The 12954-nt window shown below is 30.4% G+C and carries 9 protein-coding genes; 5 read left to right on the forward strand and 4 right to left on the reverse strand.

All coding sequences use genetic code 11. The annotated features are described in order from the left end of the window. Positions 1–6 precede the first annotated feature (6 nt). From AABL87_RS01635 to AABL87_RS01645, 3 genes are all read left to right on the forward strand, one after another. On the forward strand, positions 7–1371 hold the full coding sequence (locus AABL87_RS01635) for a S41 family peptidase (protein WP_341276835.1): 1365 nt from the start codon (positions 7–9) through the stop codon (positions 1369–1371). 66 nt (positions 1372–1437) lie between these two features. Beyond that, positions 1438–2904, forward strand: coding sequence for a DoxX family protein (locus AABL87_RS01640; RefSeq protein ID WP_341276836.1), 1467 nt, complete (start codon positions 1438–1440; stop codon positions 2902–2904). Positions 2905–2982: 78 nt separating this feature from the next. Beyond that, positions 2983–3249 carry a DUF6520 family protein gene (locus tag AABL87_RS01645; RefSeq protein ID WP_341276837.1) on the forward strand — a complete coding sequence of 89 codons (267 nt, stop codon included), beginning with the start codon at positions 2983–2985 and terminating at the stop codon, positions 3247–3249. Positions 3250–3276: 27 nt separating this feature from the next. Here the strand turns inward: AABL87_RS01645 and AABL87_RS01650 are convergent, their stop codons facing one another. The 3 genes from AABL87_RS01650 to AABL87_RS01660 are packed head-to-tail and all read right to left on the reverse strand — an operon-like array spanning position 3277 to position 10263. Then, positions 3277–5838, reverse strand: coding sequence for an alpha/beta hydrolase family protein (locus AABL87_RS01650; protein ID WP_341276838.1), 2562 nt, complete (start codon positions 5836–5838; stop codon positions 3277–3279). Next, on the reverse strand, positions 5825–7189 hold the full coding sequence (locus AABL87_RS01655; RefSeq protein WP_341276839.1) for a RagB/SusD family nutrient uptake outer membrane protein: 1365 nt from the start codon (positions 7187–7189) through the stop codon (positions 5825–5827). Before AABL87_RS01655 ends, AABL87_RS01650 begins: the two co-directional genes overlap by 14 nt. Positions 7190–7194: 5 nt before the next feature. Further along, complete coding sequence (locus AABL87_RS01660; RefSeq protein WP_341276840.1) at positions 7195–10263, reverse strand: SusC/RagA family TonB-linked outer membrane protein; 3069 nt, start codon at positions 10261–10263, stop codon at positions 7195–7197. Between the two features lie 1176 nt (positions 10264–11439). Between AABL87_RS01660 and AABL87_RS01665 the strand changes: the two genes are divergently transcribed. Further along, the gene (locus AABL87_RS01665) at positions 11440–11745 is read left to right on the forward strand and encodes a helix-turn-helix domain-containing protein (RefSeq protein WP_286401878.1); all 306 of its coding nucleotides are present in this window, start codon (positions 11440–11442) and stop codon (positions 11743–11745) included. 484 nt (positions 11746–12229) lie between these two features. Here the strand turns inward: AABL87_RS01665 and AABL87_RS01670 are convergent, their stop codons facing one another. Further along, a complete protein-coding gene (locus AABL87_RS01670) occupies positions 12230–12361 on the reverse strand; it encodes a hypothetical protein (protein ID WP_010249841.1) in 132 nt (43 codons plus the stop codon). A 228-nt stretch (positions 12362–12589) separates the two neighbouring features. Between AABL87_RS01670 and AABL87_RS01675 the strand changes: the two genes are divergently transcribed. Further along, complete coding sequence (locus AABL87_RS01675; protein WP_341276841.1) at positions 12590–12886, forward strand: helix-turn-helix domain-containing protein; 297 nt, start codon at positions 12590–12592, stop codon at positions 12884–12886. Positions 12887–12954 lie beyond the last annotated feature (68 nt).

A 12954-nucleotide genomic window follows, 5' to 3' on the forward strand; every position in this document is an offset into this window, starting at 1 on the left:
CCAATTATGAAATTTAAAATCTATATGAGAAGTCTTTTTTTACTTTTTTTCTCATCAATAACAGGATGTACAAAGGCTAATGAAACACAAGAGTGGCCTACAACGCTAAAAATGAAAGATATCGGTGTTGTACAAACCCATTTCGATTTTTCATTTAATAAACAAGAGAATACTTTTTTTGCTGAGAGCCCAAAAGGAAGTGATAAACTTATTTTAGGGGGAATGAAAGCAGGTGTGGCTCGTTTGTTTAATAAAAAGTTAGAGGGAGGGAGTTTAATAAAGATTCAAAAGGGAGAGATTAAGGGTGACTCTTTAAAAGGAGTTATGACTACAATGTTTGGTAATTTCTATTTTAGAGCTGTTAAAACAAATGATAGGATAGAAGGGAAGTTACTCAATGGAAAAAAAGAAACAGTTGGTTTATTTAATTCAGATTTGAATCTAAAGATTAAAAAGAAAGATTATAAAGCAATTTGGAATGATATAGAAAAAATAACTCAAGATAAGATATATAATAGATCTGTTTTAGATTCCAAGAAATGGCAGTCCTTCAAAAAACAGATGGATAATTCTTGTAAGAAGTTCAGAGATGATTTAGAATTTTTAATGGGGTTTTATTATTTCAGTAATGATTTAGGTTTTTCGCATTACAGTGCTTTTATTGCGTGGGAAGATTGGGATAAACATATAAAATCACAAACAACGGATTTGTCACATAAGTTCTTAGATAGTGATACGTATTACCTAAAAATAAGCTCTTTTTCGGGCACTTCAGAAGATATGAATAAGGTTTTAGATCAAGTAGCTCAAAAGCAGTTTAAAAACCTTGTAATTGATTTAAGAGATAATTCCGGAGGAAGTATTGAGGCAGGAATGACTTTCGCAGAACGACTTGTGAAACAGGATATAGTAGGAGGGGTGTTTCTTACAAGAAAATACTACAATACAAAAAACAGTTTACCAACAAAGCAAGAACTGAATCAATATGATGTTTTTAGCAAAGCAAACTATGAGTTGCTCTTAAAGGGAATTTCAGAAAAAGAAGGTATTGTTTTAAAGGTTGAAGCTAAAAATACAATACCTTATCAAAAGCTTTATTTTTTGGTAAATCAAAAAACAGCAAGTACTTGTGAGCCTATTCTACAAGGCTTTAAAGAAAATAAAATGGCTATAATCATTGGCGAGAAATCAGCTGGTAAGATGCTAAACGCAGAGGAGTTTAAAATCAGAGATGGTTATACACTTTTTTTACCCACAGCAATGTATGTTACAAGTCAAGGAAAAGTACTTGATCAAATAGGTGTTGAACCTAATATTTTGGTGAAAGAAGAGCTTTCAGAAGATATCATACTAAAGTATATTAAAAATTAGGTAAAAACACGTATTGTTTTGGTATTTAGCTATTTGTAGGTTTGGATATCCCAAAATGCCAATACTATGAAAGCCAAATTCTCACTTATTGTACAATATTTCTTTGTATTACTTTTTGTTTATGCAGCTATAAGCAAACTCATCACTTTTGAAGCGTTTCAAGTTCAACTGACTCAGTCCCCACTATTAAGCGCTTACGCTACTACAATAGCTTATTTGGTTATTATTGTTGAACTTGTTATCGCTTTGTTCCTAACATTAAAACAGACTAAGACTTTAGGATTGTATCTTAGTTACGGATTAATGGTAGCTTTTACTATTTATATCTATTTGATATTAAACTACAGCGACTTTATTCCTTGCTCTTGTGGAGGCATACTTGAAAAGATGGGATGGACAGAGCATCTATGGTTTAATATCATCGTATGTATTTTGGGATTATTAGCCATCTACTTTCAAGAAAATGATAAAGAGAATAATAAAACAAACAAAAATCGTTTTATTATATCTTCTATATTACTAACTATACTAAGCATAGGTATCGTTATTCTACTGTTTCTCTCTTCAGAACACATCATAAAAAAAGAAAATCCATTTATCAGAAAATTTGCTTCCTATGCACTCAACTATGTAAATGAATACGATTTGGAATTAAATTCATATTATCTGATTGGACTACAAAATGATAGTATTTATCTTGGAAATAGTACAGCACCTCTTTTTTTAGGCAGTTTATCTACGAACTTAGATACATTAGTTTCTAGTTCACTACAATTAGAGGATAGTGAAAAAACTTATTATAAAACAAGGTTGCATATAATAGATTCTCTAGTTTACTTAACAGATGGAGTAGTTCCTTTCATTTATAAAGGTAGATTAAAATCGAAAAAACTAGAGAGACAATCTTCAAAGTATTACTTTTCTTTATCTCAGCCTATAGCCGAGAATAGCATAATTGTTAGAGCCAGAAGTAAATCAAAAGGGGCAGATGTCTTAGGGCTTATTGATCTTGAAAAATTGAGTATTGATCTAAACGATAGTTTGCTTACTAAACAAATAGATGGAGTTTTTGATACCGATGGTACTTTATTATACAATCAGGAATTGAATAGAGTTATATACACTTATTTTTATAGAAATGAATATTTGGTTATTAAGCCAACATTAACCTTAGAATATACTGGGAAAACAATAGATACCATTAGTAAAGCTCAAATAACAATTTCCTCTTTGCAACAAGAAAAACAGATGCTAACCCCTCCACTTACAACAAATATGGGAACAGCTACATTTGGTAACTATTTATTAATTAATTCAAATTTAAAAGGGAAGAATGAGGCTAAAATTAATTGGAGAAATACTTCTGTGATTGATGTTTATGATTTAAGGGACTCTAGCTATCAGTTTAGTTTTGTAATTCCAAATAGAAAAAATAACAAACTAGTTGAATTCATATTTAACGATCAGTATTTATTTGTTGTTTTTGACACCTATATTAGAAAGTATGAATTAAATCTTGATCGATTTAAATAATATTCCATGGCCAAGGACAGGGGGAAAGACTGAAAAACCTGTAAGAAGAGAGTAGGTCATTAATCAAATTTATTTATTATGAAACCAACCATTAAAAATGTAGTAATGCCAATAGCAGCATTTGCTATTGCAATTGTAGGTGCTTTTGCAAGTAATATTGATACAAAAGCTGATCCTAACGATAGAGATGGATATAGAGAAATAAATAATATTTGTACAAATACAAATATTACTTGTTCTCTAACTGAAAATGTACAAATGTGTAAGGATGGAACTCATGATCTATATTTATGGGAGTCCGATACACAATGTGTATTACCGTTATTCAAAAAAGTAGCTAATTAATAATAAAAGCGTTGGAGAAATCCAACGCTATTTTTTTAAGTTCTCATTAAAGAAAGACATGATTCTATTTGATAAGTCTTTTTGATTTTCTGGTGTAGTTAGAACATGTCCTTCATTGGGATAAATTAGTAAAGTATGTTGTTTGTCTAAATTTCTCATAGCTAGGTGAAAAGCAATGCTTTGTTGTTTATTGACTGAATAATCATTTTCTCCAGTCCAGGATAATACGTTGGAATTGATGTTGTTGACAAAGAAAATAGGAGAGTTGTTGAGATAACCTAAGTAGTTATCTTGAGCACTAGTGCCCATTCTCATTTGATAGTTTAAATACCTCCAAGTTTGATTAGTATAAGTATTGTTGTTATCTAAAGTAAGAGAAGCAAATATGATATCAAAGTTAGCTGCACCAGATACAATAGCATGGAATATATTTGTTTGTGTGGCTATAAAATTAACTTGATAGCCACCAAAGGAATGACCAATTAGACCAAGGTTATTAAAGTCAATGTAGTCATTTACTTCTAATGCTTTTATAGCTGAGATTACACAGTCAACAGCTGATTTACCAACATTACCAATTTCATAGGCTATATCAGGAAAAAAGACAAAGTATCCATTAGAAGTATAATTAATGGAGTTAAACCCACTAGGATTATACAAAGTAGGTATGTGATAAGCTTGGTATTCAAAGTTTACCTGTTTTTCATAGACATGAGTTATCATAGGATACTTTTTATCTTTATTAAAAACAGTAGGGTACAGTAAGAGTCCTTTTAGGCTATCACCTTGAGAGTTGGTATAGTAAATAATTTCTTTTTTAGGATAAGTAAAGTCTTTTTGAAAATCATTGGTTTGTAGTAATCTATTATTATGCTTTTTATTTTTAAGATAGATTTCAGGTGCAAGGTTACTGTCTTGTATCCTATAGAGTACGCTATTAGGACTAATCTTTTTAACATCAACTAGCTTATGTGGTGTTTCAAGTATTTTTGTGAGCTGATTATTTTTATAGGTAAAGAGTGAGTGGTAAAAGTCTTTATTGATACCTGTAAAATAGAATCCTTGTTTTATATCAATTGTAGGCTGATATGTCAAATAGAAGTTATTACTATATTTTAGATGATTAGTAAATTGTTTGATTGTCAAAGTATAATTTTGATGTTTTCTAGAAACAGCTTTCTGAGTTTTACTTGTTTTAGGATTATATAACCAGTAAAACTGATTTCCAGTTAACAAGAGTGTATTGTCTGTAGTCCATATAGCATAATCTAGTAATGAGCTATTATCAGGTTTGTATTGGTTTGCTGCAGTGAAGGAATCAAATTTGTTAATAGGGATTTTAGTTGTTGCTTGAGTTTCTGTATTATAGACATACCAATTGTCCTGCCAGTAATAAGACAGGTACTGATTATTTGGAGATAAATTCAGATTTTTACTTAAGTTATTTATTGGAAAACGATTGATAAGTAAGTGTTTTGTTTGATTTTCTATATCCAGTAAATATATATCACTACTCCCTAATCTATTGTATTTACTATCATATTGATTTTGATAGTACTGTAAGGCAAACTTAGAGTTATTAAGAATTATTGTTTGTATAGAATTAGGTTGATTTAGAATATTAATATGTTCTTGTTCTAAATGGTAATTTGATAGAATGGGAATTTTTTCGGGGTCCAATATCTTTTTTCTTGGGTATTCTAAGGTATCGTTAGCATGCCAGATTTGAACTTGGTTTGTTTGCACAGATTTGTTTGTTTTCTTTTGTATTGTAAATAGTAAAGAATTACTTTGTTCATTAAATTGAAGTGATTTGTAATTCAAATGGTCAACAATGAAGTATTGTTCAAATTCTTTGAAAGATTTTAAATCGATTGTACTACTAGTCAACTTTTGTAAATCTAAGATATGAATCCTATGAGACTTTAAAGTCCCATAAGATTCATTGTCTTCTTCTAAAAATGCTAGCATCGAATTTTGGCTATTCATAGTTAGCCTTTTTCGTTTTAATCCGCTTGCTTGACAGATAGTTTTGATATCTAATTTATCTTTTATCATTTGTGCTATTTGTATACTATTATCAGATGTCATCCATATTAGTATATTTTTTTGCGCACTTACAAACAACTCTTCTAAGGATACAGTTAGATTTATTTGATTACTACTTCTATTAAAAAGAGAAATTGTTTTCTTTGCTTGATTGGTAGTAACTATGAACTGGTCATCAAAAATAAATTTGGCATCTTCTCCTTGTAAAATTTGCACTTTTTGACTCTCTAGATTTGTATAATAGGTTTGAGCGTTGTCATTTTGAATTAAAGCAAATTTTTGTTGTGTATCAAACGCTATTAGTTGACTGTTTCTAAAGGCTTGGATTTTATTATCATCTGTGTTTTTAATAAAAAGGGTATCTGTTATATTAGGGTAATTGATGTTCCAATAAAACCATTTTTCATTAGAGGAGATATTATAATTTAAAAGATTGCTCCAAAGCCTATAATCAGTCATTTGAATTTGTTTAGACTCTTGTGAATAAGCAAGTATTGAAAATGTAAAAACCAGTATTAGAAGTGGATTAATAGCCTTCATTTTGAGGTAATAGATTAGGGTTAATACTTATTTCTTTTAAGGGGATAGGGAAAAGTTTATTATTAGTTTTCCAGTTTTGTTTGTTTTTACTTAATATGGCATCTACTTGATTTGTTCTTATTAGGTCAAACCATCTGTGTCCTTGTTCAGAGAAGAACTCTAGTTGCTTTTCTTTAAAGATTGCTTCTTGAATATCAGTTTGATTAGTTAAAGTGATTTTTTGTGTATCAGATTTTAAATGAATGGTGTTCAAATCTTGTAAAGCAAGATCTAGTGTTTGATTGCTTTTAGCATAAGCTTCAGCTCGAATTAAATAGAGTTCTTCAAGTCTTAAAACAATGGTATACTCTTTAGAAGTAGTAGTGTTTCCTTTAGCTCTATATTTGTAGGGGATTTTGAAATTGCTAATGTCTTTTGTCCAAAGTTTCAACCTTTGATCGCTGGAAGAAAAGCTGTTAATTAAATTTTCTGATATTAAGTAGGTTACTGGTGGTGTTTCCAAAATAAAAGACATCGCCTCTAGTGTATTATTTCCTGTATTACCTGATTGTAATTGCCAGATTGTTGAGGTACTTTCTTTTAAAAAGAGCTTATCTATTGTTTCTAGTTGATACAAGGAGTTTGCATTAATAATCTTTGTAGCCCAAGAGATAGCTTCTGTCCAATTTTGCTGAAATAAGTAAACTCTAGCCAGTAGTGCTTGAGCACTAGACTTATTGATGCGTGTTTTTAATTGGGTAGGATAGGTTTCAAAGAGCAATTGCTCAGCTTGCAATAAATCTTGAGTTAATAGTCTGTATATTTGCTCTTGGTTAGTTCGTGAAACTTTATTATTAAGGGTATAATCTGTAGTTGTTATATAGGGAATATCTCCAAAAAGATTGGTCAAATTAAAATGTAAAAATGCTCTTAGGGTTAAGGCTTCTGCATATACTTGATTTTTATAATTTTCCTCAAGTTTTGAAGACTTTTCAATTCCTTCAATAAAGGAGTTTATAGAGTAAAGTATACTATAGTTTCTAGACCAAATAGAGTAGAAAATGTTTGTATTAGCAGTTATATTGTAGTTAAATAGATTCGAGTAATCATTTACCGAACTACTGTTATAAGTTAGATCATCCGCATATATTGAACAGATTTGAGTGGCACTTAATGAATTTCCTCCCATTAAACTATATTCTCTTATTTGTGAATAAATAAAATTTAAAGCACTTGTTGCAGTTTGTTGATCTTCAAATACAACGGGTCTTGTTAATTGATTTTTAGGTAAATCAATTTCAGTATAATCTTGGCAGTTAGATAGTAATGCAAGAATAATTATACTTATAGCTATATTGATTAAATGTTTCATAATTCTTAAAAATTTAGTTCAGCTCCAATTGTGAAGGTTCTTGTTGGAGGCAAAAAATTAAAGTTGGATGTTTCAGGATCAATTCCTTTAAAAGGAGAGATAGTTAATAGATTATATCCTTGAAAGTAGATTTTCCCCTGTATGTTATTATTTATAATTTTTGGAATCATATATGAAAGTTCAAGACTCTTGAGCTTAATAAAACTTGAGTTTTGAGCTAAATAGTCACTTTCAATAAAGTAATCATAATAGGCTTCAGTAAGTTTGGAGTCTCGACCAGAGGTGTATTTTTGAAAATCATTAGAAGGGGATTGATCAAAGTTGTTTTTCACCATTTTCGGTTGATTAATCATATCCCCAGCAACACCATTTGTTAGATTATATAAGATTGAGGTTTGCTTGCTAAAGGTGAATAAGAAACTTAAAGACCAGTTTTTGTAGCTTATATTATTGGTAATTCCACCATAGTATTTAGGATTTAAATCAATAAGTGATTCTCTATCATCTGTATAGGTTAGTTTTCCATCCTCATTAAAATCTTTGAACTTATATTGACCTGTAACTGGATCAACTCCTTGATAGTGATACATTTTTTGTATTTGAGTAGATTTACCAATCACATATTGGTTTGCATAAGGAGAAGATTCTAAGTTTGGAAATTTTAAGAGTTTGTTTTGTTCAAAAGAGACATTAAAAGAACTTGACCATTTCCAATCTTTTGTATCTATAATCTTACCGATAAGGTCTATTTCGAGTCCTGTGTTTTGAACCTTTGCATCTAGATTCGCTTGAATAGAACTAAAACCAGTTGTTGCAGCCAAAGGCAAACCAACTAACTGATTTGATGAAGTGTTTTTATACCAAGCAGTGTTTAGAACTATTTTATCATTAAAAAAGTTTAGATCTAAAGCAACTTCAAACTTTCTGTTGATCTCCCAGCCAAAGTTTGGATTGTATAATCTACTGGGTTGTATGGCTACACTACCATCGTAATAGGCTAAACTATTAGAGTTTACTGAGTAGGTATCTAGATATTGATAATCTCCAATTTGATCACTACCAGTTGTTCCATAACTAGCTCTTATTTTAGCAAAGTTTATAATATCTGAAGCCTTAATATTTTGATTGTTAATCAGAATCCAAGCAGCCCCAATTGCTCCAAAATTTGCAAAACGATTATTATCTCCAAAACGACTTGAACCATCTCTTCGGGCAGTTAAGTTAATAAAACCTTGATTTTTAAATCGATAATTTATTCTTGAAAAGAATGCTTGATATTTGTATTGATTTAATAAATGAGAGTTTACTCTTATACTATTAGCTGCCCCTATACTTTCAATTAGACTATTACTAATAAAATTGCTGGCAGTTAGATTTAGTATATCTGTGTTTTGCTGTTGAAAACTACCTCCTAATAGTACCTGTATATTGTGAATACCCCAACCTTTGTTCCAAGAAATTTGCGGCTCTGTAATTAGTGTATTTGTATTACCTTGGTTTAGATATAATGAAGAATTAGTACTTGTTCTACCATATTTAGGATTGTATATGGTTGAGGGTAATGTATTGATTTCATAGTTATTGTAATTTATGTAACCAATATTAATTTTTGCAGTAATACTTGGAGATAATTGATAGCTTAGGTCACCACCAATTGTAAAGCTTTGAGTTTTATTTTTGTATATGCTATTGGTTCTTGCTAATGGATTTTCCCAAGTACCATCTTCCCAATTAAGAGTACCATCAGCATTGTATAATTTAGGAGCATTAGGACTAAGTGAATATGCTTGTTTAGTTAAATCAATAGAGGGAAGTTTATTATCATTTTTTGAATAAGAAGTTGAAAATAATAATTTAAATCGTTCATCTTTTGATGTATGATTTATAGAGGAAAAAAAGCTTAGTTGCTTATAAAGAGTATTAGCTCTAAAAACAGAAGATTCTTGTTTTGTTGTTGTACTGATTAAGAATCTGGTGTTTGCATTTCCACCAGTTACCTTTAGGTGTACCCGATTAAAATGAGCTGTTTCGCCAAGTAGCTCCTTTCTCCAATTTGTATATCTATTTTTATCCCAAACGCCATTTACATCATAAGCATCTACTGGATAGTCTAGTATATTATCATTAGTAAATGCTGTTTCTCGCATAGATAAATACTCTTGTGTATTCATCATTTTCATCCGATTAATTGTGTGTCCTACACCTGTAGAACTATTAAGTGTAAAATGTGTACCTCTTTCCTTGTTTTGTTTAGTTGTTATCAAGACTACTCCATTAGCTCCTCGAGAGCCATAAATAGAAGTAGCATCAGCATCTTTGAGTATTTCTATACTTTCAATATCTTCTAAGTTAATATTGTTTAGCGGTGAAATTCCCCCTTGAGGAATAGATCCTCCTGAGATTATTGAACTACTCATATTATCTGAGGGTATAGGTATCCCATCTATTATGTATAATGGATTATTTGCAGAAGATCTAAGACTATTATTTCCTCTTATCTTTATTGAGTAGCTACTACCAGGTACACCAGATTTTTGAGAAACTTGTACTCCTGTTACTCTACCTTGTAAAGTTCCTATAAAGTCTTTAACAGGTGTTTTCTCAATATCTGTTTGCTTAATTTTAGCAATACTACCTGTACGCTCGCGATCTTTAACGGTATAATATCCTGCATTTACCACAATTTCATCAAGTGTGTTATTATCTTCACTAAGAGTAATATTAAGTGAACTACCACCAGTGTACACAATAGACTGATCTTTATAACCCATCATTGAAAAGGTTATCTTATCACCTGAGGTAATATAGGTAGTGTATTTTCCATCTAAATCAGTTGTAACTACTGTAGTCCCAACTGTTACTATAACACCACCAAGGGCACCAAAGGAATCTTTTACCGTTCCTGAGAGTTTTATAGTTGGTTTTTGTTTTGTATCTTGTAGCAATTCAGATACACTAAAAGACAAATGTTTATCATTTGATACGGCATAAATTGGACAGCTTAACAAGCCAACTAAAAGAATCAGTAGCAGAGCCATCCTATAACCAGTTATGGTTGTAAATTGAGTTTTCATAATGTTTATAATTGAGTTTGATATAAATGCTTTTCAATCATTAAGATTCTTATTGCCGTAGTACTTATATAAGCCTATATCAAAAGGTTAGTTAATTGGTAATATTTAATTCGTACATATTTTTTAAAAACTATCTCCAAGCTCTAAAGCACGTCTCCCAAAATGCAAACTAGAGCAAGGAGATAGTCATGGACTTTTAGCACGACCTAAAATCCCTTTAAGTCATACTGTTTTTTGTTTGTTTAAATGCCTACTAAGGACTAAGCCTATAATTAACCACCTAGGCTAAAGCCCTATAGCAAGCGGTTTTTCTCCATAATTAATAGTTTTAAAGGGTGATTAATAAATAGCACAGTAGGAGAGACTTATTTCATAGCTTTTTTCCTTACTAACTAATCTTTATTGCCTTTTAGCCGAATGGATGAACGAGCTATATTTATGTATGATAAAGGCAATAGTTATCCTGTACGCATCTAAAAACTGTTTTTAGACCTAGCGTAAAATGTTTTATAACTCTAACTAAATAGGTAAAAGGGTAGCCATCTAACATTAAAGAGTTAATGTCAAATCAATCTACATTGATAAGATTTAGTTAAACTAAAGTTTAATCATAGGCTAAATGTGAGTTTAGTTACTACTTGTTTGTTGTTTAATAAAATGTAATAATTGAAAAAATCTCGAATAGAACATTCGATAAGTCCATTAAGGATAGATAAGGTATTGCGAGCATTCAAAAATGAACACTAAACAAATCCACCTTGTTTGTTTTAAAACCTCTATATACCTAATTGGGAGACGGTATGAAAAGAGGTATGTAGTATGTTTAATATAAAGCGAAACTTAAGTATTTCAATAATGTGAGAAGTAAATGACAAACTTATATAAAACAAGTTGGCATGGGTACTCACATTATCCGCATTAGAGGTACTGGCATACCAAACCACAGATAAGTGAGCCCATGCCTAGGTCATGGGCTAAGATACTTATTTTCTCGTGGTTTATTTGAAAAGTGCCAGTTTTCTAATGCGAGAAATAAATAAGCTTTAGCTTATATTATATATGTCATTAAGACGAATAATTCATAACTGAATTATATCTAATACAAATATAGTAAATAATTTTCAACAACACATATATGTGTTGTTGAAAAAGTGACTAAATGCTAATATTTACTTTATGAGTAAAGTAGATTTAAAAGTTTTAAATAAAAACGTCGGAAGAATTATACGTGTTACTAGGCTTCGTAAAGGTGAAACTCAATTAGGGTTAGGTGCTGAGGTTAATTTGTCTGGTAATCAAATAGGTAGAATAGAAAGAGGAATTGGAAATCCAACAATTAAAACTCTTTATAATATTTGTACTTATCTTTCTATAACTATAGATAAATTGTTTGTAACTCAAACTGAAGAAAAGATAGAAGAATTAGAGGTAGAGATTAAAACATTGGAAGTACTTTTGAAAAAAAAGAATAGAAAAAAATAATTAGAAAAGGACTGTTTTAAAACAGTCCTTTTCTAATTATTTTTTGTTGTAGGTCTATTACTCTTTATTTCAGTTTTATGCTCCCGTCTCTCCATTCTTTTCTTCTCACTTTTGTATAGTAAAAATAAAAGAACACTAAAAAGGATTAAGATGTAGGCTAACCATTTGCCTAAACGTTCTATAAAACGTATAAATACAGAGGTTTCAAAACTTGAAAAGCCTTCCAAACCAGCTACATTTCGACGATAGAATTTCCTTCTATTTATCCAATATATGAGTCCAAATGCAATGAGTAAGGATAAAATTGCGAGTATTAATAAAAATGTGGGCATATGAATTTAATTTATGTAAATTAATTGATAATGAGTTGATTGCTAATTTATATAAATTTAGTTAACCAATTGCCTCTTTAAATTGAAGTATATAAAATATAAGTATTACAAAAAAGCACTGCTTGATAAAACAGTGCTTTTTTCAATTGCTATTAATCACCTTTCTTATGTTTATGAGGCTTAAGTGAAGGTGTATTTCCAGGAGTATCTTTATTGTCTCTCTGACGTCTGTCAGGTTTACCTGTTGAAATAGCAATTCTTTTTGGTCCAGGTTTGATTCCCATATCCTAATAAGTTTAAAAAGAATTAATTACTGCTAATTTAGTTAAAAAATAGCTGTTTTGAAATACTGTTTTGCTAATATTTATAGCAAAATGATTTGTTCTGATTTTAAACTTAATTACTAATTAATAATACACCCATTGGCAGAGCTTGGCAGATTTATTCTGCCAAGCTTTGTTGCTTTGTAATGTTAGCTAACAAATTTAATTAATCTATTAAATTCTAACATTATGAATATAGATCGCACAGAATTCCTTTTATGGATGGAGCGTATTATGACACGCTTCGATCATTTGTCAGAACATATCAAAGACCTCCCTATAAAAACTCAAACTATAGATGGAGAAGAGCTTTTAGACAGTCAAGATGTAATGGAACTTTTTAAAATAAGTCCCCGTTCCTTACAACGTTACCGCTCAGACGGTAAACTTCCTTATTATACAATTAGTGGTAAACTCTACTACAAGCGCTCCGATGTCAATCAGTTTATCAGAGAATGTTTTAAACATCCTGTACGCAAGAAGTAAATAGCAGCTAAAGGCCAAGATTAACCTTTAAAGTTCGCTATCTACTGATCAAGGATTCTTGGCTTTAG

The organism is Myroides sp. C4067 (assembly GCF_038039665.1).
Lineage (GTDB): Bacteria > Bacteroidota > Bacteroidia > Flavobacteriales > Flavobacteriaceae > Flavobacterium > Flavobacterium odoratimimum.